At 66.4% G+C, this 25,800-nt stretch carries 26 protein-coding genes and 1 tRNA gene; 13 read left to right on the top strand and 14 right to left on the bottom strand.

Translation table 11 applies throughout. The annotated features are described in order from the left end of the window. Nucleotides 1-118 precede the first annotated feature (118 nt). The 8 genes from GGR40_RS02205 to GGR40_RS02170 form a co-directional block, all read right to left on the bottom strand. Nucleotides 119-703, bottom strand: a complete 585-nt coding sequence (locus tag GGR40_RS02205; protein ID WP_429274561.1) for a F0F1 ATP synthase subunit B family protein — start codon at nucleotides 701-703, stop codon at nucleotides 119-121. Further along, nucleotides 696-1,190, bottom strand: coding sequence for a F0F1 ATP synthase subunit B family protein (locus tag GGR40_RS02200; protein WP_429274560.1), 495 nt, complete (start codon nucleotides 1,188-1,190; stop codon nucleotides 696-698). The genes GGR40_RS02205 and GGR40_RS02200 overlap by 8 nt, the downstream gene beginning before the upstream one ends. A 106-nt stretch (nucleotides 1,191-1,296) precedes the next feature. Beyond that, nucleotides 1,297-1,521 (bottom strand): F0F1 ATP synthase subunit C, encoded by a 225-nt coding sequence (locus tag GGR40_RS02195; RefSeq protein ID WP_008833283.1) that lies wholly within the window; start codon nucleotides 1,519-1,521, stop codon nucleotides 1,297-1,299. Between the two features lie 44 nt (nucleotides 1,522-1,565). Next, a complete protein-coding gene (locus GGR40_RS02190) occupies nucleotides 1,566-2,348 on the bottom strand; it encodes a F0F1 ATP synthase subunit A (protein ID WP_429274559.1) in 783 nt (260 codons plus the stop codon). 53 nt (nucleotides 2,349-2,401) lie between these two features. Beyond that, nucleotides 2,402-2,722, bottom strand: coding sequence for an AtpZ/AtpI family protein (locus GGR40_RS02185; protein ID WP_429274558.1), 321 nt, complete (start codon nucleotides 2,720-2,722; stop codon nucleotides 2,402-2,404). Nucleotides 2,723-3,023: 301 nt separating this feature from the next. Continuing rightward, nucleotides 3,024-3,413, bottom strand: a complete 390-nt coding sequence (locus GGR40_RS02180; RefSeq protein ID WP_429274557.1) for a YdbL family probable chaperone protein — start codon at nucleotides 3,411-3,413, stop codon at nucleotides 3,024-3,026. Continuing rightward, nucleotides 3,413-3,655: a YnbE family lipoprotein gene (locus tag GGR40_RS02175; protein ID WP_429274556.1), complete on the bottom strand. Its 243-nt coding sequence runs from the start codon at nucleotides 3,653-3,655 to the stop codon at nucleotides 3,413-3,415. Before GGR40_RS02175 ends, GGR40_RS02180 begins: the two co-directional genes overlap by 1 nt. A gap of 47 nt (nucleotides 3,656-3,702) precedes the next feature. Next, complete coding sequence (locus GGR40_RS02170; protein WP_429274555.1) at nucleotides 3,703-6,960, bottom strand: YdbH domain-containing protein; 3,258 nt, start codon at nucleotides 6,958-6,960, stop codon at nucleotides 3,703-3,705. Nucleotides 6,961-7,001: 41 nt separating this feature from the next. Between GGR40_RS02170 and radC the strand changes: the two genes are divergently transcribed. Continuing rightward, on the top strand, nucleotides 7,002-7,757 hold the full coding sequence (radC, locus tag GGR40_RS02165) for a RadC family protein (protein WP_429274554.1): 756 nt from the start codon (nucleotides 7,002-7,004) through the stop codon (nucleotides 7,755-7,757). Between the two features lie 80 nt (nucleotides 7,758-7,837). Here the strand turns inward: radC and GGR40_RS02160 are convergent, their stop codons facing one another. After that, nucleotides 7,838-9,580 (bottom strand): sensor domain-containing diguanylate cyclase, encoded by a 1,743-nt coding sequence (locus GGR40_RS02160; RefSeq protein WP_429274553.1) that lies wholly within the window; start codon nucleotides 9,578-9,580, stop codon nucleotides 7,838-7,840. A gap of 217 nt (nucleotides 9,581-9,797) precedes the next feature. On the opposite strand from GGR40_RS02160, the gene purB reads away from it, so the two are divergent. The 4 genes from purB (at nucleotide 9,798) to GGR40_RS02140 (ending at nucleotide 13,278) form a co-directional block, all read left to right on the top strand. Continuing rightward, complete coding sequence (gene purB, locus GGR40_RS02155; protein ID WP_429274552.1) at nucleotides 9,798-11,108, top strand: adenylosuccinate lyase; 1,311 nt, start codon at nucleotides 9,798-9,800, stop codon at nucleotides 11,106-11,108. Nucleotides 11,109-11,216: 108 nt separating this feature from the next. After that, on the top strand, nucleotides 11,217-11,564 hold the full coding sequence (locus GGR40_RS02150; RefSeq protein ID WP_429274551.1) for a lipopolysaccharide assembly protein LapA domain-containing protein: 348 nt from the start codon (nucleotides 11,217-11,219) through the stop codon (nucleotides 11,562-11,564). After that, a complete protein-coding gene (pyrF, locus tag GGR40_RS02145; protein WP_429274550.1) occupies nucleotides 11,561-12,238 on the top strand; it encodes an orotidine-5'-phosphate decarboxylase in 678 nt (225 codons plus the stop codon). Before GGR40_RS02150 ends, pyrF begins: the two co-directional genes overlap by 4 nt. 296 nt (nucleotides 12,239-12,534) lie before the next feature. Then, complete coding sequence (locus tag GGR40_RS02140) at nucleotides 12,535-13,278, top strand: SIMPL domain-containing protein (RefSeq protein ID WP_429274549.1); 744 nt, start codon at nucleotides 12,535-12,537, stop codon at nucleotides 13,276-13,278. On the opposite strand, the gene GGR40_RS02135 is transcribed toward GGR40_RS02140, so the two are convergent. Continuing rightward, nucleotides 13,275-13,697 carry a DUF4019 domain-containing protein gene (locus GGR40_RS02135; protein ID WP_429274548.1) on the bottom strand — a complete coding sequence of 141 codons (423 nt, stop codon included), beginning with the start codon at nucleotides 13,695-13,697 and terminating at the stop codon, nucleotides 13,275-13,277. The two genes, GGR40_RS02140 and GGR40_RS02135, sit on opposite strands and share 4 nt — an antisense overlap. Before the next feature lie 50 nt (nucleotides 13,698-13,747). On the opposite strand from GGR40_RS02135, the gene GGR40_RS02130 reads away from it, so the two are divergent. Beyond that, a complete protein-coding gene (locus GGR40_RS02130; RefSeq protein ID WP_429274547.1) occupies nucleotides 13,748-14,395 on the top strand; it encodes a phosphoribosylanthranilate isomerase in 648 nt (215 codons plus the stop codon). Nucleotides 14,396-14,518: 123 nt separating this feature from the next. Here GGR40_RS02130 and GGR40_RS02125 read toward each other — a convergent pair whose 3' ends face one another. Next, nucleotides 14,519-14,986 (bottom strand): outer membrane protein, encoded by a 468-nt coding sequence (locus tag GGR40_RS02125; protein ID WP_429274546.1) that lies wholly within the window; start codon nucleotides 14,984-14,986, stop codon nucleotides 14,519-14,521. Nucleotides 14,987-15,288: 302 nt separating this feature from the next. Between GGR40_RS02125 and trpB the strand changes: the two genes are divergently transcribed. Genes trpB through GGR40_RS02105 form a run of 4 tightly spaced genes read left to right on the top strand, consistent with a single transcriptional unit; the run spans nucleotide 15,289 to nucleotide 18,884 of the window. Further along, the gene (gene trpB, locus GGR40_RS02120; RefSeq protein ID WP_429274545.1) at nucleotides 15,289-16,530 is read left to right on the top strand and encodes a tryptophan synthase subunit beta; all 1,242 of its coding nucleotides are present in this window, start codon (nucleotides 15,289-15,291) and stop codon (nucleotides 16,528-16,530) included. Next, nucleotides 16,527-16,778: a hypothetical protein gene (locus tag GGR40_RS02115; RefSeq protein ID WP_429274544.1), complete on the top strand. Its 252-nt coding sequence runs from the start codon at nucleotides 16,527-16,529 to the stop codon at nucleotides 16,776-16,778. The genes trpB and GGR40_RS02115 overlap by 4 nt, the downstream gene beginning before the upstream one ends. Continuing rightward, nucleotides 16,778-17,554 (top strand): tryptophan synthase subunit alpha, encoded by a 777-nt coding sequence (trpA, locus tag GGR40_RS02110; RefSeq protein WP_429274543.1) that lies wholly within the window; start codon nucleotides 16,778-16,780, stop codon nucleotides 17,552-17,554. Before GGR40_RS02115 ends, trpA begins: the two co-directional genes overlap by 1 nt. Before the next feature lies 1 nt (nucleotide 17,555). Further along, the gene (locus GGR40_RS02105) at nucleotides 17,556-18,884 is read left to right on the top strand and encodes a bifunctional folylpolyglutamate synthase/dihydrofolate synthase (RefSeq protein ID WP_429274542.1); all 1,329 of its coding nucleotides are present in this window, start codon (nucleotides 17,556-17,558) and stop codon (nucleotides 18,882-18,884) included. Here the strand turns inward: GGR40_RS02105 and GGR40_RS02100 are convergent. After that, nucleotides 18,881-20,581 (bottom strand): AmpG family muropeptide MFS transporter, encoded by a 1,701-nt coding sequence (locus GGR40_RS02100; protein WP_429274541.1) that lies wholly within the window; start codon nucleotides 20,579-20,581, stop codon nucleotides 18,881-18,883. The genes GGR40_RS02105 and GGR40_RS02100 overlap by 4 nt on opposite strands. Nucleotides 20,582-20,654: 73 nt before the next feature. Between GGR40_RS02100 and GGR40_RS02095 the strand changes: the two genes are divergently transcribed. Beyond that, nucleotides 20,655-22,034, top strand: a complete 1,380-nt coding sequence (locus GGR40_RS02095; RefSeq protein ID WP_429274540.1) for a pseudouridine synthase — start codon at nucleotides 20,655-20,657, stop codon at nucleotides 22,032-22,034. Continuing rightward, nucleotides 22,031-22,588 carry a 16S rRNA (guanine(966)-N(2))-methyltransferase RsmD gene (gene rsmD, locus GGR40_RS02090; protein ID WP_429274539.1) on the top strand — a complete coding sequence of 186 codons (558 nt, stop codon included), beginning with the start codon at nucleotides 22,031-22,033 and terminating at the stop codon, nucleotides 22,586-22,588. The genes GGR40_RS02095 and rsmD overlap by 4 nt, the downstream gene beginning before the upstream one ends. A 46-nt stretch (nucleotides 22,589-22,634) precedes the next feature. Here rsmD and GGR40_RS02085 read toward each other — a convergent pair whose 3' ends face one another. Further along, nucleotides 22,635-23,222, bottom strand: coding sequence for a hypothetical protein (locus GGR40_RS02085; RefSeq protein ID WP_429274538.1), 588 nt, complete (start codon nucleotides 23,220-23,222; stop codon nucleotides 22,635-22,637). 116 nt (nucleotides 23,223-23,338) lie between these two features. On the opposite strand from GGR40_RS02085, the gene GGR40_RS02080 reads away from it, so the two are divergent. Beyond that, a complete protein-coding gene (locus GGR40_RS02080) occupies nucleotides 23,339-25,633 on the top strand; it encodes an ATP-dependent helicase (protein WP_429274537.1) in 2,295 nt (764 codons plus the stop codon). A gap of 77 nt (nucleotides 25,634-25,710) precedes the next feature. On the opposite strand, the gene GGR40_RS02075 is transcribed toward GGR40_RS02080, so the two are convergent. Next, nucleotides 25,711-25,786, bottom strand: a tRNA-Lys gene (locus GGR40_RS02075). Between the last annotated feature and the right edge of the window lie 14 nt (nucleotides 25,787-25,800).

Below are 25,800 nucleotides of genomic sequence, written 5' to 3'. Positions count from 1 at the left end.
GGCGTCTTTCACGATGGGGCGGAGCTTCAATGCGCGAAGTCCGGATGCCGACGGGCCATACAAAAAAGCCCCCGTCGCAGGACGGAGGCTTCTTGCACGCACCACGAGGGCGAGAGGATCAGATTCCCGCGATCGCCTGATCGACCAGCGCCTTGTCGGCGTAGGCCGAGTGGTTGGCGGCGATCAGGCCCTTAGCGGCTGCGGCGGCAGCGGCAGCGGCCTGGTTGCGCAGGTCGGTCACGGCGGCCAGTTCGGCGGCACCGATCTTGTCCTGGGCGATCTTTTCGCGGCGGGCGATCGTCTCGGTCGTGTCCGCTTCGGCCTTGGCGACGATCGCCTCGGCTTCATGGCGGGCATGGTCGAGCATTGCCGTCGCGTCCTTTTCAGCGTTCGCGATCTTGTCGGCGTATTCCTTGCGCAGGGCTTCAGCCTCGGCGCGCAGGGCCCTGGCTTCGGCAAGCTGCGACTTGATCTCGGCGATCTTGGCGTCAAGGCCGCTGCCGATCAGCTTCGGCACGCCCTTCCACGCCAGGATGGCCAGCAGGACGATCATCGAGGCGCTGACGACCGCGACCGGCGGCGCGAAGCCGAGCAGCAGCGGTTCGGCGTGATGTTCGGTCGAGGCGTGCGCCACCTCGGCTCCGGTCACTTCGGCGCCTTCGTGGTCGAGGCCGTGCTCAACGGAAGCGTTGGTTTCAGCCATGGACCAGGTTCTCCTTCACGGCGCCGCGCACGGCAGCGTCGTCGAGCGAAAGGCCGGCGATGCGGCTGACGATGTCGCGGGTCGCTTCGGCAGCGACGTTTTCGATGTCGTCGGCAGCGGCACGGCGCGCTTCGGCGATGCGGGTTTCCGCACCGGCCAGAGTGGCGTCGATGGAAGCCTGGGCGACGGCGAGACGCTGTGTGGCAGCGGCTGCGGCCCTGGCGCGAGCGTCGGCGATCGCACCCTGTGCTTCGGCGCGGGCGGCGTTCTCACGGGTGCGCCAGGCAGCCTCTTCGGCATCGGCCTGGGCACGAGCGGCTTCGGCTGCCTTGAGGTCGGCGGCGATCTGGTTGTCACGGCTGGCGACGGTGTCCATCACCTTCGGCACCATGCCCCGTCCGACGACGAAGAAGGTGATCCCGAAGAAGATCAGCAGCCAGAAGATCTGGCTGGAGTAGAACTCGCCTAGCTGAGCGATCTGAGGCATGGGTTCAGCCCTGTCTCGAAGGTAGCCGGAAAAAACGTGTGGCCGGAACGTCCCGCCGCCTCACCAAAGGGTTCAGGCGACGGGAGATCCGGTCAGATGCGAGCGATCAGGCGAAGATCAGCAGCGCGGCAATGACGAACGAGAGCAGGCCGAGAAGCTCTGCACCGGCGAAGCCGATGAACAGGCGACCCTGCTGGGCGTCAGCGGCGCCCGGGTTGCGCAGCGCGCCTTCGAGGAACTTGGCGAAAACGTTGCCCACGCCGATCGAGGCGAGGCCTGCGCCGATTGCAGCGAAACCGGCTCCGAGCAGCTTTGCAGCTTCTGCGTCCATATCAAAAACTCCCTTTGGTGTGCCCGCAATGTGGCGAAAAAAGATCAGTGAAGATTCTCGGCGTCGTTCAGATAGACGCAGGTGAGAAGTGCGAAGACGTAGGCCTGGATGCCGGCAACCAGCAATTCCAGTGCGCAGATGCCGACCATCAGCACGAAGCTGGGCAGACCTGCGATCACGAACAGCGCCGGGCCGGCGTTGCCGCCAGAGATCACGAAGCTGGACAGCACTTCGAGCAGGACGTGGCCGGCCATCATGGCAACGAACAGTCGCAGACCAAGGCTGAACGGGCGCACCAGGAACGAGATCAGCTCGACCACGAAGATGATCGGGATCATCGCCACCGGCGTGCCGTGCGGCACGAAAAGCGAGAAGAAATGCAGCTTGTGCTTGGCGAAGCCGACGATCAGCACGATGCCGAACGACAGGATCGCCAGAACGCCGGTAGCCGAGAAGTGGCTGGTGAATGTGAAGGCGTGAACGCCCAGCACTCCCAGCGGCATCAGGCCCAGGAAGTTCGCGAAAAGGATGAACATGAAGAGCGAGAAGATGTACGGAACGTACTTCTTGCCGTTCTTGCCGACGTTCGCGGCCAGCATCCCGTCGATAAAGCCGGTGAAGGTTTCCACCGCCATCTGCCAGCGACCGGGCACCAGCTGACGCTTCATGCCACCGCCGACGAACACGATCAGCGCGAGGGTGGCAATAGCCATCCACAGCGCACTGTTGGTGAAGGCGATGTTGTAACCGGCAATGTTCCAGTCCACGCCCGCCAGCTTTTCAAGCTGGAACTGGTGCATCGGATCGAGCTTCGCTTCGGCTGCCACGCGTTACCCCTGTCGCCTATTGAACCACAGCGCCCCCTTCCCCATTTGCCGGGTCAGTCGGAGCGCTGGTTGGAAATCCTTATGATGTTCCTGAAGGCAATGCCAATTCCTACGAACAGCATCACCATCAGACCCCAGGGCGACGTTCCGGCGAAGTGGTCGATCAACCACCCCAGGAACAGGCCACCCGCAAGCCCCCCCAGCAGTTCCGAAAGGACGCGGTTGCCCATGCGATAGCTCGCATCGGTTTCCGTGCCGGCTTTCGGTCGGTTGCGCTGCTCCTCACGCTCACGAAGGGCATTAAGCCTTTCGTCGAGCGAATCGATGCGTGCATCCTCGCCAACAGGGTCCTGGGCGGACGGTTCGTCGGTCATGTCATGCTCCTCCTCATGATGACAGGAACGCAACATATACACGACGGCTGCCCGCCTAGAGCACCGGCCCCTTAGGGTGGGGCTAATCCCGAGTCAACCGTGGCCGGCGCTGGACAGCATCCGTTGTCGACAGCAGACAGCGCCAAGATCGACGTGGTATCAAGAAGAACGCGCCTGCACGGGCGAATACCGTTCCGGCAAAATGCCTTTCCGGCCGCGAAAAAGGCCGGAAAAGCGTATCCGCTTCCGGCCTTTTCTTCGCTGGTCGGTCAAGCCTGCGATATGTTGAACGGCGGGACCATCAGGGGCAGCGCGGGTCCAGTTCCGGAGCGCCGCCGCCGCGCGTCTTCCACGAACCGTCAAGGCCCTGATACTTCTCGCCCGGCTTGGTGTCGCGGATAAGCTTGCACCCGGTGGTGAAGGCATATTCCTCGATCGTGCTCTTGCCGGCAGCGGCGCCGGTGTAGATCGAGCGGCGCTTGTTGTTGATGTCGCGCACCATGGCAGAGATGTCTCCGCCGCCGCTGACAACGCCCAGATAGCCGTCGCGCTGTTCACCCACCTGACCGGCGGCGCGGGCCGCGGCATATTCGGGGCTGCGCTGCGCGAACGCACTGTTGGCGGCGCCGGTGACACCGGCGATCGTGAGAGCCGCTGCGGCCGTCACTCCAAGGATACCGATGGTCTTCATCAGAATACGCCCTCGTTCTGCTCCACCGTCTTGGCCGCGTCGGCGGCCAGGCGGTAGACGACTTCCTGCCGGATGTTGATGTTGAGTTCGATCACGATCGGCTTGTCGGGCGCTGCAACCTGGATGCAGCCGCCAAGGCCGAACGCGAGCGCCGTCATCATCGCACCCGAGTATGCGGCGCGAACGGCGCGCCTGCCGTACCGTGCGCCTAGCTGCTGCGGATAAACTTGCCCGTCGATCATCGAAGGGCTTGTCGCAGCCGGAAGGCTTCCGGTCAATTCCGAGGGCATCATGGCTTTTTCTCGCTGACTGGAGGCTGAATAGCGCCGGATGGAGTTTTCGACGGCGCAGGAGAGGTTGCAGGCGGCGGCGCCGGGTTCAGCGCTGCGTCCACCCGCGAACGGCTGCCGTCGCTGTTGACCAGCCCCAGCACGCGCGGATCGGTGACGTAAGCCGGATCGTAAAGGGAGCGCATTGACCCGAACAGGCTGAAGAACGGCGCCTTGACGTTGACGATGAAGCGGATCGGCAGCTTGGCGACCTGCTTGGTGATGAAGTTCTTGCTTGCCCCCTGCCCCTGGCTGAGGCCATCGAAGCTGATCCGCGTCAGGATCTCGCCCGAAAGCGAACCGCCAAGGCCGATCTCCATCCGCTTGTAGTTGACGGATTTCAGCGCATCGAAAGCAAAATTGCCCATAGCAGACAAGTCCTTGTACGTCAGCGCGCCGACGTAGGAGACATTGCCGCCCGGATCGCGCGAGCGCAGGAAGCCGTTCTCGATCCGCCCGCCGTTCTCGTCGAATACCAGCGGCAGCTCGCCATCGAAAATGCCGCTGGCGTTCATGTTGGTGAGTTCCAGCCGCTGCACGAAGTCGGCCGCGTTCAACCCGTCGACCCGCAGCGTGTAGCGGCGCGTTTCCGCCACGCCGATCTGCATCCGGGCCGGGTCCAGCGTCAGCGTACCGCTCATGAACGGCCACTTTCCGCCGTGAACGATCAGGTTGTAGCCTGGCCGCAGTTCGTAGGAGAGCGTGCCGTCGGTCACTTCGATGCCAGGGTTCATGGAGGCGATGCGCACGTTCTGGTTCGGGGCAGTGACCATGCCCAGCAGGTCGGTGAACACGACTTCGCCAGACAGCCCCTTCACCGGCCCGAAGGCGGCGGCGAAGTCCACGCCGTCGGTGGCGAAGCGGCCACGGCTGGTCACGCCCTTCTCGTTCCAGTCGATCCGCCCGGTGCCGCGCACCAGCCCCTTGAGGTCGGAAACGACGCCCAGCACTAGCCTTGATACCTTTTCCGGCTGCAGCTTTTCATCGAAGACGATGCCGTTCACCGCAAGGTCGGCATGGCCGCTGGCATCGCCCAGATCGTGGGCGATATCGGCCCGGACCACTTCGCGGTCGCTGGTCGGTTCGCGCAGAAGGGCCTGCGCGTGGATTCGGTTGTCGGCCAGCGTCAGCGTGGCGTCGCGCGCCACCAGCGGTTCGAACCGGGCCACCGGCTGGCGGTCCACCAGCGTGAAGCGCGCGTCTTCGATGGAGGCGACGCCGCCCGCGTAGCGCCAGCGCCCTGCCACTTGCTTCAGGTCGAGCGGGACGGCGGCGAGGCGCACGTCGGCATCGTCGAACGTGCCGGCGATGTCCTTGCCCACTTCCGCATCGAGACGGCTGACGGTGAAGTGCGATGCGGTGTCCTTCGGCCCCAGAGCGACGTCGAGCGCGCTGGCCTTGATGACGCCGGACCTGTTGCCGCCCAAGGCAAAGCCCACCGGCCCGCTGGCGATGCGAATCGGTGTCTCTCCAAGGCGCCCGGTAATATCGAGCGAGGTCGCCCCTGCCGCGATCTGCAATGCGTCGGGGCGCCCTTCGACGATGGCGTCGCCGCGCGCGGGGCACAGGGTCAGCTTGCGCTTGTCGATGCTGAGGCTGGCAAACTGCAGCATGTCGAAAGCGACGTCGGTGCAGCCACGCCAGACCTCCAGGCGGCCATCGGCGCCCCAGCGCCCGTCAAGCGGCAGCAGCAGGTTGCGGGTGCTGCCGCCCGGCAGGTCGCCGCTCATCAGCACCTGCCCCGTGAAAGTGAGCGCGCCGCCATGGTTCTGCTCCAGCGCAAGTCGCGGGATGCCGACCGAGGCGGAGCCGGCGCGGTAATCGGGCATCGAGACGTTCATCGCCAGATGGCCGTCCTCCGCCCGCTCCACCCGGCCCCATACCTGCGGCAGGCCCTGCCCGCCGGTGGTGAAGTTGCCGGTTATCTGCGGCAGGCGGCCCTTGCCGAACAGCGCCTGCACGCGGGACAGCGCCAGCAGCGCCGCGCCGCTGCCGCCCCGCAGCGATCCGCGCGTGACAACAAGGCTCAAGCCTTCGTCCGACTTGCGCAGCACTAGGCTGCCGCCCAGCGAACTGCCGCGCATTTCGCGCGCGAGCCGCTGGCGCACCTGCGCGGCGATGGGTGCGCCAAGCGTGCCCGCCGCTGCCTGCTGCGCCGATACTATCGCGCGATCGACGGTGTCGCCGATGGCCACACCCTTGCCGGTCAGGTCACCGTCCATGTCGAACCGCGCCAGCCCGTGGGTTGAGCGCATGCGCCCCTCGAATGTCAGTTCGCTCAGCCGCGCCTGCGGTGTTTCCAGCCCGCGCCCGGTCACGCGATAGGTGCCGTTGAGCGCGGCATCGCGATAGCTGAAGCGCCCGCTTGCGCTCAGCCCTGCGAGCTTCTGCACGCCGTAACGGCCTGGTCCAGCGGCGATGCCCAGCTTGCCCTCAGCGCCGTCCAGCGCCTTGTCGAGCGTGACGTCCAGCTGCATCCCGGCCTTCGCCAGCGTGAATGCGCGATCGGGGCAAGCCAGCTGGGCCAGCCTGACCGGCCCGACGAAGCGCGGCTTCTGCGCCGAAGTAGTCAGCCGCCCGTAGAGCGTCGCACGGCCGGTGCTGCAGCCCTGCGCCGCAATCCCCGGAGAAATCGCCGCCAGTTCGCCCGAGAAACCGCCGCGCAGTTCCCCCTCGCCCGCCAGCTTCACGCCGACCCGGCCATGGTCGCTGTCGATCAGCGCGCGCCCGTCGATAACCTTGACATCAAGGTCGGGCATCTCGAACGGCCCGCCCTTGCCCGAGAACAGCGCCTTGTCGAGGCTGCCGAAGGTGACCCTGCCGCCGCGGTACGACCCGTAAAGCCGGGGATCGACCACGGTGATCCGTCCGACGCCGGGCAGTCCCCACGATAGCCGCGTGGCGACGCGCAATTCCCGCACGGTCAGGTCGGGGCGCTTCGGATCGCCGATGACGAGGTTGCGGATCACCTGCTCTGCAGGGCTGATACGCACGATCTCGTACTGCGCAGGAAGACCCAGCGAATCGAGCTGATCGCGAATCAGGTCGTCGGCGATCTCCTTGCGCGACAACCAGGCCGCTCCCAGCGCAGCGACCAGCAATCCGCCCACGACCAGTGCAGGCGCGCGCCAGCCACGGCGGCGCTGCGCCAGCGTGTCGGTGTCCGGGTGATCGGAAATGGGAGGGTGATCCTGCTCTTGCGACATCCAATCGTTCACTTGCGCCGGGCGGATCGGAAAGGCAATTGTTTGTGCATATCATGGCGCAGCAACCTCCCCTGTTCGACGAACCCGGTCCCGCAAATGGCAAGGGCAGCGGCGTGGCCGATGTTCGCGCCGAATTCGGCACTGACCCCAGCGGCCATCGCGGGCGGCTGCGCAAACGGCTTCTGGATGGCGGAGCAGAGGCTCTGGGCGATCATGAGGTGATTGAACTCCTCCTGATGCAGGCCGTTCCGCGGCGCGACATGAAACCGCTGGCCCGCAGCCTGATCCATCGATTCGGCTCACTCGCGGGGGTGCTTCAGGCAGAGCCGCGCGCGCTGGCCAGCCATCCCGGCATGGGCGAGGCGACGGCAGCCGCGCTGCGCGTGGTCACTGTCGCGGCCACCCGAATGGCCCGCCAGAAAGTGCGCGAGGCTCCGGTACTCTCGTCATGGAATGCACTGATCGATTACCTGACGATCGACATGGCCCACCTGACCGTGGAGCGGGTGCGCGTACTCTATCTGAATGCGCGTAACATGCTGATCCTGGACGATCTGGTGGGCGAAGGCTCCATCGACGAAGCTGCCATCCACCCGCGCGAGGTGATCCGCCGTGGGCTGGACCTGGGCGCGACGGCAGTGATTCTCGTGCACAATCACCCCAGCGGCTCCCCCCAGCCCAGCCGCGCCGATATCGACATCACCAACCGCATCGCCGAAGCCGGGCGCCTGCTTGGCATCACCGTTCACGACCACGTTGTGATCGGTCGCGAAGGGCACGTTTCGCTGAGGGCAAAGGGGCTGATCTGAGATCGAGCGGGGGGCGGTCCGCGTTCCAACACACCGTCACCCTGGCGAACGCTGAAATCACGGGCTTTCAACGAATACCTTCAGGCCGCGATCAGCCTGCCCCGTCCGTTCCGCTTGGCCTCGTACAGCGCCATATCGGCGCGGTTGAGCAGGTCGATGCCGCCTTGCCCCGGCGCGCGGTGGACGAGGCCGCAGCTGATACGCGCATCGGCCTGCCCGCCCAGCGGGAGTGCAACGGGCATGGCGGCCACGGTCTCGACGATGCGGCGGCATACGTCTGTGGCGGCGTCCTTGTCTCCGGTGCCCAGCATGACCACGAATTCATCGCCGCCCAGCCGCGCCACAAGGTCACTCGCGCGCACCCCGTGGGCGATGCGTCCGGCAATCTCGGCCAGCACCGCATCGCCCGCGACATGGCCGAGGCCGTCGTTCAATGCCTTGAAGTTATCCACGTCGATCAAGGCTATGCTCAGCCCGTCGCCGGTGGCCAGCGCCGTCTCGAACCGGCGCAGGAAGCCGCTGCGGTTGGCAAGGCCGGTCAGTTCGTCGGTTTCCGCGCGCCGCGCCAGTTCGCCTTCGCGGGCGATCCGGGCAGTCACGTCCGCCAGCGTGGCGACCGATCCGGTGACGGCGCCGCTCTCGTCATGCTCGGCCCGGAATGTCGCCTCAACCCACAGGCCACCGGGCCGCTCGATTTCGACGACTACGGCAGCGGCGCTGCCCAGCGCGCGCAAGTGGCCGGAGAACAGCGCTTCGCCCAGCGGCGGGTCGAGTTCGCCGACATGCGCACCCAGCAGGTCGGCGGCGTCCGCGCCCACCAGCATCGCCGCATCACCCACTGCACGGGTGCAGGCGCCGTCGACGTCGAAGCGCAGCAGCACGATGGAGGAGCGCGCCGCCAGCAGCTTCAGCGTGCGCTCGCTTTCGCTGAACCGCTCGATCAGGTCGCGGCGCGCGGCTAGGGCGGCAGCCACGGGCATCATCAGCACCAGCACGGTCGCCAGATAGAACTGAAGGAACGTCAGCTTGACGCCCATCTCCTCTCCGGTGAGGTTGACCGGGCCATGACCGTGGAAGGTCGCCACGCCGCCGATCACCGCCACCAGCAGGACGCCAAGGCTGGTGCCCTGCCATCCCAGCCGGAACGACACCAGCATCAGCGGCACCATCGACAGGAACAGCAGCGGAAAGCGGTCCTGGCAGAATACCGCCAGACTGACGGCCAGCACGGTTCCGTAAAGGCCCAGCATGGCGATCCTCTCGCGCCCGGTCGCGCTACGGATGCTGGCGGCGTACTCCCCCTGGAACAGACCGTAGAAAAACGGGGTGAAGATCAGCATGCCCAGTGCGTCGGCGCTGAACTTGGTAGCCAGCGCGATGCCGACCGGCAGCCCGAATGCGGCGAACGCGATCCCCGCCCCCATCAGAGCGCCCAGCGCCGGGGCGACGATCCCGGCGCTGACCACGAAACGCGCGACCGAGGCATGGTGGTGAAGCAGCCGACCGTCCGTTTCGATCGTGCCGCGCAGCAGCCAGGCCGCCAGCGCCACTTCCACCGTGTTGGCAACCGCAAAGCCGAGCGGCCCAGTCCACGTCCCCCGCGTGACCGCCCCCGCTGCGACAGTGGCGACGAACCCGGCGATCAGGAACGGCACCCATTCGCGCCGTGATCGCCCCAGCAAAAGCGCCAGCACCACCGCATTGGATGGCCAGACCGACGCCAGGTTGCCCTGAAAGCTCAAGTGCCTGATCATCGTTGCCGACAGCACGAAGCACAGCACAGCGGCCAGCAACGGAGCGATGACGGTTCTGACCTGCGGCATCCTTGTTCGCTCTCTGGCGTCCCTTCACACACCGTTGTGCGGCGTTCCCTTGCAAAGGTTTGTGCCGGCAGTGGTTAAGATTCCATCCTGAAAGATCGACACCGGCGCATTTTACTTGCCCGCGCCCCGCCCCCACCCTTGCCTTTCGCAGTCGCCCCGCCTAGCGGCACCGGCAACGAATTGGCCGAACACCCGCGTCAGCTGCAAGGAGTCGAACATGGTCCCCCGCTACGCCCGTCCCGCGATGACCGCGATCTGGGAACCCGAAGCCCGCTACCGCATCTGGTTCGAAATCGAGGCGCACGCCGCCGTCAAGATGGGCGAAATGGGCACCGTCCCCGCCTCTGCCGGCAAGGCCCTGTGGGACTGGTGGGCGACCAACCCGAAGATCGACGTCGCCGCCATCGACGCGATCGAGGCCGTGACCAAGCACGACGTCATCGCCTTCCTCGACTGGGTGGCCCAGCAGGTCGGCCCCGAAGCCCGCTTCATGCACCAGGGCATGACCAGCTCCGACGTGCTCGACACCACCCTGAACGTGCAGCTGGTAAAGGCCGCCGACATCCTGCTGGCCGACCTCGACGCGCTGCTCGCCGCGATCCAGCGCCGCGCCGAAGAGCACAAGTACACCCCCACCATCGGCCGCAGCCACGGCATCCACGCCGAGCCGGTTACCTTCGGCCTCAAGCTCGCTGAAGCCTATGCCGAGTTCGCCCGTTGCAGGAAACGTCTTGTCGCCGCGCGTGAGGAAGTCGCCACTTGCGCGATTTCGGGCGCGGTGGGCACGTTCGCCAACACCGACCCCGCGGTGGAACAGTACGTCGCCGACAAGCTGGGCCTCGCCATCGAGCCGGTCTCGACGCAGGTGATCCCGCGCGATCGCCATGCGATGTTCTTCGCCACGCTGGGCGTCATCGCCAGCTCGATCGAGCGGCTTGCCGTCGAAGTGCGCCATCTGCAGCGCACCGAAGTGCTGGAGGCCGAGGAATACTTCTCGCCCGGCCAGAAGGGCTCGTCGGCGATGCCGCACAAGCGCAACCCGATCCTGACCGAGAACCTCACCGGCCTTGCCCGCGTGGTGCGATCCGCCGTCGTTCCCGCGATGGAGAACGTGGCGCTGTGGCACGAGCGCGACATCTCGCACTCCTCGGTCGAGCGTTTCATCGGCCCGGACGCGACGATCACTCTCGACTTCGCGCTGGCGCGCCTGACCGGCGTGATCGACAAGTTGCTGATCTATCCTGCGCGCATGCAGAAGAACCTCGACCGCATGGGCGGCCTCGTCCACTCGCAGCGGGTGCTGCTGGCGTTGACGCAGGCGGGCCTGTCGCGTGACGAAAGCTACCGGCTGGTCCAGCGCAACGCGATGAAGGTGTGGGAATCGGACGGCGAACTGTCGCTGCTCGAACTGCTCAAGGCCGACCCCGAAGTCGCCGCCGCGCTTCCGGCAGAGGTGATCGAGGACAAGTTCAACCTCGATTACCACTACAAGCACGTCGACACGATCTTCGCGCGCGTCTTCGGTTGAAACCATCCGTTGTCCCGGACGCGATCCGGGACGGCGGTGGAACCCCTTCCCTTGCTCGGTATTCCCGCCTAGCATCACGCGTTTCCGCGGGGGGAAGCAGGAGGAACAATGCAAGTCATCCGCACCATCGCATGGGTCGTGCTCACCGCCGTCCTCGTCGCCTTCATCGCGATGAACTGGACGCATGTGCCGGTGAACTTCTGGCCGCTGCAGGACGGCAACTACTTCCATTTCGAATGGCCGGTCGGCCTTGTGGCACTGCTGTTCTTCGTGCTCGGCATGTTGCCGGTCTGGGCTTACCTGCGCGCCGTGCGCTGGCGGCTGAACCGTCGTATCGCCAGCCTTGAAAACTCGCTGCGCGCCACCTCGCTTGCCTCTTTGCCGCCAAGCACCGAGACGCCCGAAGTCGTGCCGGCTATCCCTCTTGAAACCCCGTCGGATCTCGCAAAGCCATGAACCGCAATCCCGTCTACCTCGCCCTCGACCTTCCCCGCCTCGATGCCGCAGAAGCGCTCGCACGCAAGGTCGCGGGGCATATCGGCGGGATCAAGCTGGGCCTCGAATTCTTCTGCGCCCACGGCCATCACGGCGTCCACGAACTGCACAAGATCGGCCTGCCGATCTTCCTCGACCTGAAGCTACACGACATCCCCAATACCGTCGCCGGCGCGATGCAGGCGATCCATGTGCTGCAGCCTTCCATCGTCACCATCCACGCTGCCGGCGGCCGCGCCATGATGGAAGACGCCAAGGCCGCTGCCGGTGAAAACTGCAAGGTCGTGGCCGTCACCGTGCTTACCAGCCTGGACGGCGACGATCTCAGCTCCATAGGCGTGGATGCCGCCCCCCACGACCAGGCCCTGCGCCTTGCCGACCTTGCCCATTCGGCCGGGCTGGACGGCATCGTCTGCTCTGGTCACGAAGTCGGCGCCGTGCACAAGCAGTGGAAGGATGGGTACTTCGTGGTCCCCGGCCTGCGCCCCGCCGACGGCAAGCTGGGCGACCAAAAGCGTACCGTCACCCCGCGCGAAGCCCGCGACGCAGGGGCCAGCGTACTGGTGATCGGCCGCCCCATCAGCCGCGCGGAAGATCCGCTGGCGGCGGCAAAGGCTATCGAGGCTACGCTTTAAGGCAGGAAAACGGGATACTGGGGCCATCGCCCCAGACCCCGTTACCGTCGTCGCCGCGCGTGCAGCAGCGCCGGGCTCCTTTGCGCCGCAGGCCATCTGCTTTCCGAGGCAGCGTACTCGCCTGACATGGTTTCCCGCCGAACACCGACGATATACGGGGTGCAGGGGTGGTAAACCCCTGCGTTTCCTTGTTCTTCGCCTCACCTTAACAATCGCACATTCCACCGTTCAGCCCGTTGCAACCTTCAAAGTTCCAGATCGTTCGCACCCAACAACCCCCGGGAGTGCGACCCCACATGAAGACCCTGAGCCTGCTTGCCGCCACCGCCATGGCTGCGTCTGCCCCCGCTGCGCTTGCCCAGCAGGCCCCTGCGCCCGCCATCGAATCCGGCCACACGATGCTCACCGTCACCGCGCAGGGTTCCTCTACCCGCGAGCCTGACCTTGCCAGCTACAGCGCGGGCGTGACGTCGCAGGGTGCCACCGCCAGCGAGGCGCTTTCGGCAAATTCCGCGCAGATGAGCAAGGTCATCGCCGCGCTCAAGCGTGCAGGCATTGCCGACAAGGACGTGCAAACCAGCAACCTCAGCGTCAGCCCCGTCTACGCGCAGCCCAAGCGCCTGCCTGACGGCAACTACGAGGACGGCCCGCAGAAAATTGTCGGCTATCAGGCCAACAACACCGTCGCCGTTCGCCAGCGCAAGCTGGCCGACATGGGCAAGGTGATCGATGCGCTGGTGACGGCGGGTGCCAACCAGGTCAACGGCCCCAATTTCCAGCTGTCGCAGCCCGAAGCGGCGATGGACGAAGCGCGTGTGGAGGCGATGAAGTCCGCGCGTGCGCGCGCCGATCTCTATGCCCGCGCAGCAGGTCTGCGGGTGGCGCGCATCGTCTCCATCAGCGAAAGCAGCGGCTATTCCCCGCAGCCGGTGATGTTCGTGCGCAAGGCTGCTGCGGACATGGCCGCCGCCCCGCCGGTAGCGGCAGGCGAACTGGAGATGAACGTCAACGTCACCGTCCAGTTCGAGCTGGCGCCTTAATTCACCATCATCTCGTTCGATTGAATGTGATAGCCGACGAGCGCGAGTTCGTCGGCTTTTCCTTTGCGGAACACGAACTTCTCGGTGCCGCTGCCCCGATCGAACACGGTTTCGTTCGTCACCGTCATGAAGCTGCCGCGCGTGCTGGCGTTGCGGTTCCAGCCTACCTGCCTGCTCGACCGCACGTTGCCCAGCTTGCGGTGGATGGCATCCAGCATCGCCACGAACTGCTTCTGCGTCGTGGCGGTGCGCATATCCTCTCCGGTCGCGTCCCAGATCGTGCGGGAGCGCCCTGCGTCGAGATCGTCGTGGAACCGCACGACGGCGGCGTCGGCGCTGCGCATCGTCTCCTTGATGCTGCACCCGCCAAGCATTGCCGCTGCGGCGAATGCCATTAGATAGCGACCCAGTCGATTCACTCAACGTCCTTCCACGATGCAGGACCACAGCTTTAGGGCAGGACGCGAATATGCCAACAGCCGCAATCAAGATCTGCGGAATCAGTACCGGCGATAGTCTCGAGGCGGCGATCCGGGCGCGGGCGGCGCATATCGGCCTGGTGTTCTTCGACAGGAGCCCGCGTGCGGTGTCTCCCGCGCTCGCCGCGCAGTTGTCCGAACAGGCGGCGGGGCGGATCGGGCGTGTGGGCCTGTTCGTCGATGCGGACGATGCGCTGCTGGGCGAGGCCGTGGGCGCCGCCCGGCTCGATGGGCTGCAGCTGCACGGTTCGGAGACGCCGGAACGTGCAGCCCAGTTGCGCGCGCGGTTCGGCATTCCGGTGTGGAAGGCACTGTCCGTTGCCAGCGCTGCCGATGTGGCGCGCGCCGATGCTTATGCCGGCGCGGCGGACCTGATCCTGTTCGATGCGAAGACGCCAAAGGGCACCCTGCCCGGCGGCATGGGTCTCAGCTTCGACTGGACGCTGGTTGACAACTGGAAGAGTCCGCTGGCCTGGGGACTGGCAGGCGGCCTTGATCCGTCGAACGTGGCAGAGGCGATCCGCCTGACCAGCGCGCCGTTGGTCGATACGTCGTCTGGGGTGGAAAGCGCGCCGGGCGTCAAGGACGAAGCGCGCATCGCCGCCTTCTGCGCGGCAGTTCGGGCCGCCGCGTCCTGAGAGCCGGGGCCGGGTTCGCCCAATCCCTTGCGCAAGCGGTGATCCGCACGAAGAAAGGGGCGGCCCATCGGACCGCCCCTTTCCTGGCTTACACTGCGTTGGCAGTGATCCCTTGTTCTGAAATCAGAACTTGACGCCAACGCCCACCAGGCCGCGATCGGCGTCGGGGGTGTTGTCGCCGATCAGCAGGTGCTGGTATTCAGCCTTGACGTAGTAGCGCGAGCCGACGTCCTGCTGGATGCCGCCGCCAACGCCGACGGCGCTGTTGCAGAAGCGGCAGTTCTTCGACTGCCAGTCAGCCAGGGCATAGACCTTGGTGCCGGGGACGGGCTGCACGCCGATGCGGCCGCCGACGCCCCACGAAACGCGGGTGTTGCTGGTCAGGATCTTGTCAGCCGAACCCTGCACGCCCACGAAAAGCTTGTCGGAGAGGTCGTAGTCGTAACCAGCGGCCACGCCTGCGGTTGCTTCGCTGTCGCTACCGTCCCAGATCACACCGCCGCGTGCTTCGACGCGAGCCTCGTTGGCCAGGGCGGGAGTGGCGGCGGCCACGGCAGCAACCGCGGCGAGCGAAACAAGTGCAATACGCATATTATGAACTCCAGTATTCTTTCATGCCCGGCCCTCACCGGGACGACCGCCCGCTGGAACCTGGAACCTTTCACGTCAATGAACGATAATTTCCCGGAACAGGTCAAAACGTCACAAAACTGCAGCTTTGAGTCATTATGATGCTTTTGGCGCAATTCAGTTGCGTTATTTGCAATTGAAGATTGGCCTTGCCATTCCCAAGGCATCCTCAGGAACCACGCTTTTGCGCACTTCACCGTAACTGGACAGCGCCGCAACAAGCGTCTGGACAAGCGCCGGGGCCTCTGCCAAGCGCCGATGTCATGACCGCCCAAACGCCTGTAAACTCGCTGCGTTCCTACCCCGATGAGTCGGGGCACTTCGGCCAGTTCGGAGGGCGCTATGTCGCCGAAACGCTGATGCCCCTGATCCTCGATCTGGAAAAGGAATACCGCGCGGCCAGACAGGATCCCGCGTTCCAGGTGCAGTTCGACGATCTGCTCAGGACGTTCGTGGGCCGGCCCAGCCCGCTCTATCCGGCCCCGCGCATCACGGAGCATTTCCGCGAACGTGCGCCTGCAGGCAAAGGCCCCAAAATCTACTTCAAGCGCGAGGAGCTGAATCACACCGGCGCGCACAAGATCAACAATTGCGTGGGCCAGATCCTGCTGGCGATGCGCATGGGCAAGACCAGGATCATCGCCGAGACCGGTGCCGGCCAGCACGGCGTCGCCACCGCGACCGTCGCGGCGCGCTTCGGCCTGCCCTGCACCATCTTCATGGGTGCCAAGGACGTGGAGCGGCAGAAGCCCAACGTCTTTCGCATGAAGTTGCTCGGTGCAGAGGTGGTTCCCGTCACCAGCGGCGCGGAAACGCTCAAGGACGCGATGAACGAGGCGCTGCGCCACTGGGTGGCCAATGTCCACGACACGTTCTACATCATCGGCACCGCCGCCGGGCCGCACCCCTATCCCGAACTCGTCCGTGACTTCCAGAGCGTGATCGGCACGGAAACGCGCGTGCAGATGCTTGAGGCCGAAGGTCGCCTGCCCGACATGGTCGTGGCGCCCGTGGGCGGCGGATCGAACGCGATCGGCATGTTCCACCCCTTCCTCGACGATCCCGAAGTGGCGATGGTCGGCATCGAGGCTGCGGGCCACGGTGTGGAGACCGGCAAGCACGCGGCATCGCTGGCGGGCGGCAGCCCCGGCATCCTTCACGGCAACAAGACCTACCTGCTGCAGGACGAGGACGGCCAGATCACCGAAGCGCACTCGATCAGCGCCGGGCTGGACTATCCGGGTCTGGGGCCGGAGCATTCCTGGCTGCACGAGATCGGCCGGGTGCGCTACGTGCCCGTGACCGATGCGCAGGCGCTTGAGGCTTTCCAGCTGTGCTGCGCGCTGGAGGGCATCATTCCCGCACTGGAAAGCGCGCATGCACTGGCTGCCCTGCCGCAGCTGACGGCGGAACTGGACGAAGACAGGCTGCTCGTCGTCAACATCTCGGGCCGCGGCGACAAGGACATCTTCACGGTGGCCGAGGCGCTGGGGGTAGAGCTTTGAAAAAGGGTGGGTGGCAGCGGTCGCTGATCGACGCCGCCGTGCTCTGGATGGCGGTGTTCCCCGCGATCAAGGTTCTGGCCGACCTTGTCCGGGTGCGCGCCTTCGACCTTTCGGGCGCCGGCTATTACTGGGCCTTCGCGTTTCGCGGCAGCTGGGCCGACATCGCGATGAGCCTTGCCTACCTTGCCCTTTACGTCGGCCTGACCGCCGCCATCCTCCGCTTTACCGGAAAGACGCTGTTCTCCTGATGACCCGTTTTGCAAACGCTTTCGCAAAAGGCCCCGCGCTCGTCTGCTTCATCACCGGGGGCGACGGCGACACCGCATCGAACCTCGACGCGCTGGTCGCGGGCGGGGCGGACGTCATCGAACTGGGCATGCCGTTCACCGATCCCATGGCCGATGGCCCGGCGATCCAGGAGGCGAACCTGCGCAGCCTGGCCAAGGGCACGCGCACGGCGGACATCTTCCGGATGGCCGCAGAGTTCCGCCAGCGCCACCCCAACGTGCCGCTGGTGCTGATGGGCTATGCCAACCCGATGACCATCCGCGGCCCCGAATGGTTCGCTGACGAGTGCGCCAAGGCGGGCGTGGACGGCGTGATCTGCGTGGACATTCCCAGCGAGGAGGACGGCGCCCTTGGCCCGGCCCTGCGCGATAGGGGCGTGTCGCTGATCCGCCTCGCCACGCCCACCACAGACGCGGCGCGTCTGCCCAAGGTGCTCGAAGGGTCTTCGGGCTTCCTCTACTACGTTTCCGTTGCCGGGATCACCGGGATGCAGCAGGCCGCGCAGGCCTCGATCGAGGATGCCGTGGCAAGGCTAAAGGCCGCCAGCGACGTTCCGGTCGCCGTCGGTTTCGGCGTGCGCACGCCCGAACAGGCCGCCGCCATCGCGCGCGTGGCGGATGGCGTGGTCGTCGGCTCGGCCTTCATCGACATCGTCAAGCAGCATGGCGACGCGGCCCCCGGCCCGCTGCAGGACTATACGGCATCGCTGGCCGCTGCGGTTCACTCGGCCCGCTGACGTGCGCGACTTCGCGGTGTCGGACTCGCCCGCAGTCCAGGCCCAGCTCGATCGCCTTGCCGCGCTTTCGCTGCCGCAGGGCCGCATCGGGCTGGAGGCGATCCGCGCGCTGCTGGCTCGGCTGGGCGACCCGCACCTGAGCATCCCCCCGGCGTTCCACGTCGCCGGGACCAACGGCAAGGGATCGACCTGCGCCTTCCTGCGCGCCATCCTTGAAGCGCAGGGCTACAGCGTTCACGCGATCACCAGCCCGCATCTGGTGCGCTACAACGAACGCATCCGCATTGCAGGCGAACTGGTCGGCGACGACGAACTCGCCGCACTGCTGGGCGAAGTGCTGGACGCGGCAGAGGGGCTGGAAGTCAGCTTCTTCGAGACGACCATCGCCGCCAGCTTCCTTGCCTTCGCGCGCCATCCGGCGGACGTCTGCGTGATCGAGGTCGGCCTTGGCGGGCGTTTCGATGCAACCAACGTGCTGCCCGCGCCGCTGGTTTGCGGCATCGCCACGCTGGGCATCGACCACGAACGCTTCCTCCTTGCGCCCGAGGACGGCACCCCGGTCGAACCGCTCACCCGCATCGCCTTCGAGAAGGCGGGCATCCGCCGAGCGCAAGTGCCGCTGGTGACGCAGGCCTATCCGAAGGCCGTTGCCGCGTTTCTCGATTCGCTGTGCGCTTCGGAAGGTGTGCCGCTGCTGGCACGCGACGCGGGGTGGAAGGCACAGGCCACCGGCGACGCGATCTGGTTCGAGGATCGGCTCGGTTCGCTCACCCTGCCCCTGCCCGAAATGCCCGGAGCGCATCAGGCGGACAACGCCGCGCTGGCCACTGCCATGCTGCGCGCGCAGGACGTGCTGCGCGTCGATCCGCAGGCCTTTGCGGACGGCATCCGCGCCGCCCGCTGGCCCGCCCGGATGCAGTTGCTCGGCGACGGCCCGCTGACCCGCCTGGTCCCCGGCACCCCGGTATGGCTGGACGGTGGCCACAATCGCGACGCCGGGCTGGCGCTGGAAGCGTTCCTGCGCGACCGCGAAATCGCGCCGCACCTGATCCTGGGCATGATCGCGGGCAAGGATCCCGGCGCCCTGCTCGATCCGCTGCACCGCCTTGTCGAGAGTGTGACGCTGGTGCCGGTGCCGGGGCATGACTGCCACCCGCCCGAAGCGTTTGCGCAGGCGCTGGACGGCTGGTCGATCCCGGTCACCGCCGCGCCCGATGTTCCCACGGCCCTGCGCGAACTGGAAGCGCGCAATCCCCGCGCGGTGCTGATCGCCGGGTCGCTCTATCTTGCCGGGACGGTGCTGGCGGCGAACGGCGAACTGCCGGTCTAGCTCGGCACCGTCTTTGGCGCCCGGCGCGCCGTGCGCCACCATTCCAGCAGGCTGAGGACGATGGCGACGGTGCCGATCCACGTTACCAGCACGAACATGCGGTAATAGCCCTGCTGCTCGATCAGGTGCCCCAGCGCGCCGCGTCCCAGCGTTCCTACCAGCAGCGTCAGCGAGGACAGCAACGCATACTGCACCGCGCTGTAGCGCTTCGACACGATGGAGGAGAGCCACGCGATATAGGCGGCGCCGGCAATGCCGGTGGCAAGGTTCTCGGTCCCGATGGTCACCATCAGCGCGCCCAGACGCGGTTCGCCGCCCAGATGCTCCACCAGCCAAGTCACGCCCAGCGCGTCGCTGAGCAGCGCCATCCGCGCGCCGCCCAGCGCAAGGTCGGCGTAGAGCAGGTTCGTCACCGCCGCCAGCACCGCGCCCAGCGTCAGCGTCGCCATGCGGCCCAGCACTGTCAGCAGCGTGCCCCCCAGCGCCAGCCCCAGCACGATCGCGCCGACGCCGAAGAACTTCGAGGCGATGGCGACCTCGTCCTTGGAATACTTCAGTTCGCCTAGATAGAACGGATAGGCGAACGTGCCCCAGATCGAATCGCAGATGCGGTACGTCAGCACCAGCGCCAGCGCCAGCACCAGCCCCCAGCCCATGCGCCCGACCAGCTCGGTCAGCGGCAGGATCAGCGCGCGGTAAAGATGGTCGAGCACTTGTCCGCCGGTGCCTTCTGGGGGCGCGTCGGTTGCCAGCAGATGGCGCCCGCTGCGCTCGAGCCAGACCATCACCGCCGCGATGACCGATGGCAGCACGATCGTCGCCAGCACGATGAGCGGGCCGGTGGTCGCCACGAAATCGACCGCATCGGGCCGGTCAGCGGGTTCGCTTCCCAGCGAGCGGATCATGAACACCACCACCGTCACCAACGCCCAGCCCCACAGCAGTGCCACACCGGCAAGGGCGACGGCGCGTACTTTGGGGGTCAACTGGCCGGGCTTGCGCAGATCGCCGAGCGCCTCGTCCGCACGGGCGGCCTGCGCGTCGGCGTCGGTATCGGGCGCAAAGAGGCAGATCGCGCCCGCCGCCAGCAGGATCACGCCCATCGTCAGGAACACGGTGGACCAGCCGATCCGCTCCGCCAGGATCAGCGATACCGCACCGCCGACCAGTGCCGCCGTGCGGTATCCCATCTGGAACACGGTAGAGAGCATGTCGATCGTCGCGTCCTCGTCGGCGACGTCCACGCGCCAGGCGTCGATGGCGATGTCCTGCGTGGCCGAGGCAAAGGCGCCGATCCCCGCCAGCAGCGAGAACAGCCCCAGCGCCGCTACCGGATCCAGCCGTGACAGCGTGACAAGGATCGCGCCGAGCAAAATCTGGGCGGTGACGATCCACTGCTTGCGCCGCCCCAGCCGCTTCAGCCCCGGCAGGTTCAGCCGGTCGAGCGCGGGGGACCACAGGAACTTGAACGCATAGGCCAGCCCGATCAGCGAGAAGACGCCCATCGTCTCCAGATCCACACGCGCGTCCGACAGCCAAGCGTAAAGCGTGCCCAGCAGCAGGGAATAGGGCAGCCCCGCCGCGAACCCGAAGACCGCCATGAAGCCGGTCTTGCGATTTCCCAGTGCGCGGCCCACGGCCTTCCAGCCGGGCTTGCGTACCGCTGCGGCGTCCGGAGATACCTTCTCGTTCGTCATCGCGCGACCCTAACGCGCCTGCGCGTGAAGGGAAGGCTGGATGAAGTCGCGATCAACAGGTATGGGCGCAGGCATGTCCAAACCTCCCAGCAAGTCTTCAGGCGGCAGATCAGGCGGCTCAGGCCGTGGCCGCGGCTCCTCTTCCAGCGGCTCCTCGTTCGGCGGCTCCGCACGAGGCGGCTCTTCGCGCGGAGATTCGCCGCGCTACAACGCAGCCGGCGGCAGTGCGCGCGGCAGATCCGGGCGCGACGATGCAGCCGGCGCCGAAGCTCCACGCGGCGGACGCGGTCGCCGTGAAGCACCGCGCATTGGCACGCGCGAGGATTTCCGCAACGAATTGCCCCGTCGCGGTGCGCGCGATGGAGCTGCCCGCAATGAACGGCCCGACGGCGAACGCGCCCGCGACGACAAGCCGCGCGGCAATACCTACCGCAGCGGTCCTGCGCGCGATGGCGCACCCCGTGCGCGGGACGAAGCCCCGCGCGGCTCCTATCGCAGCGGCTCCGCCCAGGATGGTGGACGCGACGACGCTCCTCGTGACGGCGAACGCAGCTACCGGTCCCGCCGCGACGACCGCCCGTCAGGCGAACGCTTCGGTTCCGACCGTGCATCGCGCGGCCCTGCCCCGACCGTTCGGCGTCCGAACATCAAGCCCGGCGCCGCCCCCCGCGCCGCTGCGCCCACGCCCAAGGATCCGACGCTCCCCGCCCGCGAAGGCGAACGCATCGCCAAGCTGCTGGCCCGCGCCGGTGTGGCCAGCCGCCGCGAGGTGGAGCGCCTTATCATCGAAGGCCGCGTGGCGCTGAACGACGTGGTGATCGAGACGCCGTCCACCGTGCTCACCTCCCTGCGCGGCGTGACGGTCGACGGCAACCCGATCGCCGAAGCCGAAGGCACGCGCCTGTTCCTGTTCCACAAGCCGTCCGGCCTCATCACCGCAGAGCGCGATCCCGCCGGTCGCCCAACGATCTACACCGCGCTTCGCAACGCCCTGCCCGAAGGCACCGGCCGCGTCATGCCGGTGGGCCGCCTCGACCTCAATACCGAGGGCCTGCTGCTGCTGACCAACGACGGCGAGTTCAAGCGCCAGCTGGAACTGCCCGCCACCGGCGTGCCGCGCACTTACCGCGCACGCACCTTCGGCGACATCACGCAGGCGCAGCTGGAAGAGCTGATGGAAGGCATCGAGGTGGACGGCGTCATCTACGGTCGCATCGACGCCAACATGGAGCGCCGCACCGGGCGTAACCAGTGGATCGAAATGACCCTGACCGAAGGCAAGAACCGCGAAGTGCGCCGCGTGCTCGAAGCGCTGGGCCTGCAGGTGAGCCGCCTGCTGCGCACAGCCTACGGCCCGTTCCGTTTGGGCGATCTGCCCAAGGGCATGGCGGGCGAAGTCTCTGCGCGCGATCTGGAAAACTTCCGCCGCTCGCTGGAAAGCAGCCGGGGATGAGCGGAACCTTGCGCATCATTGCGGGCGAATGGCGCGGTCGCAAGCTGGCCGCACCGGAAGGCGACACCACCCGCCCCACCGCCGACCGCACGCGCGAGACGCTTTTCTCGATGCTGGTCAGCCGCCTCGGCGACTTCGATGGCCTGAAAGTGGCGGACCTATTTGCCGGGTCGGGCGCATTGGGCCTCGAAGCCCTGTCGCGCGGGGCGGCGCACTGCCTGTTCGTGGATCAGGACGCCGCCGCGATTCGCGCCATCCGCAAGAACATCGCCAATCTTCAGGCCCAGTCCCGCAGCGACGTGCGCGCATCTTCTGCCCTGACCCTTGGCGCAGCGAAGGAACCGCTCGATCTGGTGCTGCTGGATCCGCCTTACGATACCGGGGCGGGCGCAGTGGCGATCGACAAGCTGGCACGGCTGGGCTGGATTGGCGAAGGAACGTGGGTAAGCCTCGAAACCGGCAAAGGCGAAGGCGTCTCGATCAAGGGATTCGAGGCGGATGCCACGCGCGACGTCGGCAAGGCGCGCCTCCACCTGCTGCGCAAGGTGGGTTGATCCGGGCAGGAAACGTTGTCCCGGATCGCTCCGGGACGACGTTGTTTCACTTACCGCCGGGGTTGCGGCAGTTGTCGGTCACTGTCTTGCTGCAACGCGGATAATCCTTTTCCATCGCCGTTGCAGGCGGCGGGGTAAGCGCACCCTTGTAGGGACCGCCCTGATAGTTCTGGTCTGCGGGCATTGCAGGGCGGGCCGCCTGATCCGCGCTTTGCGGATCGGGTACGCCCTCGGTCGGCACGCCCGGCCCCGGAGGGTTCGCCTGTCCTGCGGGCGTCGAGGGCGTTTCTCCCTTCAACTGCTGCAATACCGAGTTCCAAGCCATCTGGCGCTGTTCGGGCGTCATCTTGTAGATCTGGCCGCGCTGGTCCGCCGTCAGTGCCCAGTAGCCCTTCTGCTGCTGCCCATCGAGCGTCCAGTAATAGACCTTGTAGTCGTTGGGCCAGCCTTCGTAATCGGTCTTCTGAGCCGGGGTCCATGCATCGTAGACACCCTTCTGCTCAGGAGTAAGCGTCGGCGAAGCGGATGTGGCAGCGGTTGGCGGAGTGGCAGCGGGCGGCGCGTCCTGCGCCTGAAGTGCAGCTGGCAGGATCATCGCCAGCGCAGCCGTCCCTGTGAGCAACAACTTGTGCATGTTCGCTCTCCATTATCGTTATTCTTCTGGACGAACGACGAGCCACGCCGGGAATCGTTCCCCCCAAGCGATGAAGCGGGCTTGCACCAAGCCATGACGTTCCCTAGTTGTTCACGGTGAACACTTTGCAAGCCCCCGCCCCGTCCGGCTCTGATCCGCTGATCGACGGGCTCAACGATCCGCAGCGCGACGCCGTGCTGACGACCGAAGGCCCCGTGCTGATGCTGGCGGGCGCAGGCACCGGCAAGACGGCGGCGCTCACCCGGCGTCTGGCGCACCTCGTGCACAGCCGCCTGGCTTGGCCCAGCGAAATCCTGTGCGTCACCTTCACCAACAAGGCCGCGCGCGAAATGCGCGAACGGGTGGGCCACCTGATCGGCCCGGCGGTGGAGGGGATGCCGTGGCTGGGCACCTTCCACGCCATCGCCGCCAAGATGCTGCGCCGTCACGCCGAACTGGTCGGCCTGCAAAGCAACTACACGATCATCGACACCGACGATCAGCTGCGCCTGCTCAAGCAGCTCATCCAGGCAGAGGGGCTGGACGAAAAGCGCTGGCCCGCCCGGCAGCTTGCCGGCTGCATCGACCGGTGGAAGAACCGCGGCCTCAACCCGCAGGATCTCGATGCCGGAGAGAACGAGGCTTACGCCAACGGCAAGGGGCAGAAGTTCTACCAGCTTTACCAGGATCGCCTGAAGGCGGTGAACGCCTGCGATTTCGGCGACCTGCTGCTGCACATGCTCAACATCCTGCGCACCGACCGTGACGTGCTGGCGCAGTACCAGAATCGCTTCAAGTACGTCATGGTGGATGAATATCAGGACACCAACCAAGTCCAGTACCTGTGGCTCCGCCTGATCGCGCAGGGGCGCCAGAACATCTGCGTGGTGGGTGACGACGACCAGTCGATCTATTCCTGGCGCGGCGCCGAAGTGGCGAACATTCTGCGCTTTGAAAAGGATTTTCCCGGCGCCAAGGTGATCCGGCTGGAACAGAACTATCGCTCCACCCCGCAGATTCTGGCAGCGGCGTCGGGCCTGATCGACGAGAACACGCAGCGCCTTGGCAAGACCCTGTGGACCGAGCGTCACGCGGGCGAAAAGGTGCGCGTGATCGGCGTGTGGGACGGGCCGGAGGAAGCCCGCCGGGTCGGCGACGAAATCGAGCGGCTCGAACGCGAAGGCGCGCCGCTGGAGCAGATCGCCATCCTCGTGCGCGCGCAGTACCAGACGCGCGAGTTCGAGGACCGCTTCATCTCCATCGGCATGAAGTACCGGATCGTCGGCGGCTTTCGCTTCTACGAACGCGCCGAGATCCGCGATGCGCTGGCCTACCTGCGCGTCATCGCCCAGCCCGCCGACGACCTTGCGTTCGAGCGGATCTACAACGCACCCAAGCGCGGCCTTGGCGCCAAGGCGCTCGAAGCGCTGCACCGGCTTGCCCGCAACCGCGCCATCCCGCTGTCGAACGCCGCGATCGAAATCGCCGACACCGACGAGCTTCCCGCCCGCGCGCGCAACACCTTCCTGGCGCTGATGCGCGATTTCGCCCGCTGGCGCGACCTAGCTGCCACCGAAGGCCCGGCGGACCTGCTGCGCACCGTCATGGACGAATGCGGATATACCGATGCGCTGCAGGCGGAAAAGACCGCCGAAGCCAACGGGCGGCTGGAAAACCTCGTCGAGCTTGCCCGCGCGATGGAGGAGTACGACAGCCTCGGCGACTTCCTCGAACACGTCAGCCTCGTCATGGACAACGAGAATGCGGCGGACGAGGAAAAGGTCACGATCATGACCATGCACGGCGCCAAGGGGCTGGAATTCGACAACGTGTTCCTGCCCGGCTGGGAGGAAGGCGTGTTCCCCTCGCAGCGCGCGCTGGACGAAGGCGGCCTTGCCAGCCTTGAGGAGGAACGCCGCCTCGCCTACGTCGCCATCACCCGCGCGCGGCGCAAGTGCACGATCCTGCACGCCGCGAACCGGCGGATCTATGGCCAGTGGACCAGTTCCATCCCCTCGCGTTTCATCGCGGAACTGCCCGAGGAGCACGTCGAGAGCGAGACCACCCTGTCGGGCGGCGCATCGCTGTGGCGGGCGCAGTGGTCGGAACATGCCGACCCCTTCGCCGACGTGGCGCGCCTGCAGCCCTCACGCATTACCACGCGCGGGCCCGGCTGGAAGCGCGCGGCGGCCACCGAATACGATCCCACGCCCAAGCGCGTCGTCGAAAGCACCCGCAGCGCCGCCAGCTTCGCCGCCAAGCCCCGCACCGACATCGCCGTGGGCGCCCGCGTCTTCCACGAAAAGTTCGGCTATGGCGCAGTTCTGGCGCAGGACGGCAACAAGCTGGAAATCGACTTCGAACAGGCCGGCACCAAGCGCGTGCTGGACAGCTTCGTCAAACCGGCCTGACCGCGCGCAGCCTCACAACGAAAAGGCCCCCAGGACGAACCTGCAGGGCCTTTTTCATTTCGCAACGCCGAACGGGATGGTGAGCCCGACAGGATTCGAACCTGTGACCCGCTGATTAAAAGTCAGCTGCTCTACCTACTGAGCTACGGGCCCCCGATGCCGTGCGG

Source organism: Novosphingobium gossypii, assembly GCF_050433305.1.
GTDB classification, from domain to species: domain Bacteria; phylum Pseudomonadota; class Alphaproteobacteria; order Sphingomonadales; family Sphingomonadaceae; genus Novosphingobium; species Novosphingobium gossypii.
This window is presented reverse-complemented; position numbering and strand designations above follow the sequence as displayed.

Coding starts and splice junctions, on each gene's coding strand:
- GGR40_RS02180 (WP_429274557.1), bottom strand. CDS start 3,413: ATGAAGACCATCGGTATCCTTGGAGTGACGGCCGCAGCGGCTCTCACG.
- GGR40_RS02085 (WP_429274538.1), bottom strand. CDS start 23,222: ATGCACAAGTTGTTGCTCACAGGGACGGCTGCGCTGGCGATGATCCTG.
- GGR40_RS02205 (WP_429274561.1), bottom strand. CDS start 703: ATGGCTGAAACCAACGCTTCCGTTGAGCACGGCCTCGACCACGAAGGC.
- pyrF (WP_429274550.1), top strand. CDS start 11,561: ATGAACCGCAATCCCGTCTACCTCGCCCTCGACCTTCCCCGCCTCGAT.
- GGR40_RS02160 (WP_429274553.1), bottom strand. CDS start 9,580: ATGCCGCAGGTCAGAACCGTCATCGCTCCGTTGCTGGCCGCTGTGCTG.
- GGR40_RS02150 (WP_429274551.1), top strand. CDS start 11,217: ATGCAAGTCATCCGCACCATCGCATGGGTCGTGCTCACCGCCGTCCTC.
- GGR40_RS02195 (WP_008833283.1), bottom strand. CDS start 1,521: ATGGACGCAGAAGCTGCAAAGCTGCTCGGAGCCGGTTTCGCTGCAATC.
- trpA (WP_429274543.1), top strand. CDS start 16,778: ATGACCCGTTTTGCAAACGCTTTCGCAAAAGGCCCCGCGCTCGTCTGC.
- GGR40_RS02200 (WP_429274560.1), bottom strand. CDS start 1,190: ATGCCTCAGATCGCTCAGCTAGGCGAGTTCTACTCCAGCCAGATCTTC.
- rsmD (WP_429274539.1), top strand. CDS start 22,031: ATGAGCGGAACCTTGCGCATCATTGCGGGCGAATGGCGCGGTCGCAAG.
- GGR40_RS02095 (WP_429274540.1), top strand. CDS start 20,655: ATGTCCAAACCTCCCAGCAAGTCTTCAGGCGGCAGATCAGGCGGCTCA.
- GGR40_RS02140 (WP_429274549.1), top strand. CDS start 12,535: ATGAAGACCCTGAGCCTGCTTGCCGCCACCGCCATGGCTGCGTCTGCC.
- GGR40_RS02130 (WP_429274547.1), top strand. CDS start 13,748: ATGCCAACAGCCGCAATCAAGATCTGCGGAATCAGTACCGGCGATAGT.
- GGR40_RS02175 (WP_429274556.1), bottom strand. CDS start 3,655: ATGATCGACGGGCAAGTTTATCCGCAGCAGCTAGGCGCACGGTACGGC.
- GGR40_RS02185 (WP_429274558.1), bottom strand. CDS start 2,722: ATGACCGACGAACCGTCCGCCCAGGACCCTGTTGGCGAGGATGCACGC.
- radC (WP_429274554.1), top strand. CDS start 7,002: ATGGCGCAGCAACCTCCCCTGTTCGACGAACCCGGTCCCGCAAATGGC.
- GGR40_RS02125 (WP_429274546.1), bottom strand. CDS start 14,986: ATGCGTATTGCACTTGTTTCGCTCGCCGCGGTTGCTGCCGTGGCCGCC.
- GGR40_RS02100 (WP_429274541.1), bottom strand. CDS start 20,581: ATGACGAACGAGAAGGTATCTCCGGACGCCGCAGCGGTACGCAAGCCC.
- trpB (WP_429274545.1), top strand. CDS start 15,289: ATGACCGCCCAAACGCCTGTAAACTCGCTGCGTTCCTACCCCGATGAG.
- purB (WP_429274552.1), top strand. CDS start 9,798: ATGGTCCCCCGCTACGCCCGTCCCGCGATGACCGCGATCTGGGAACCC.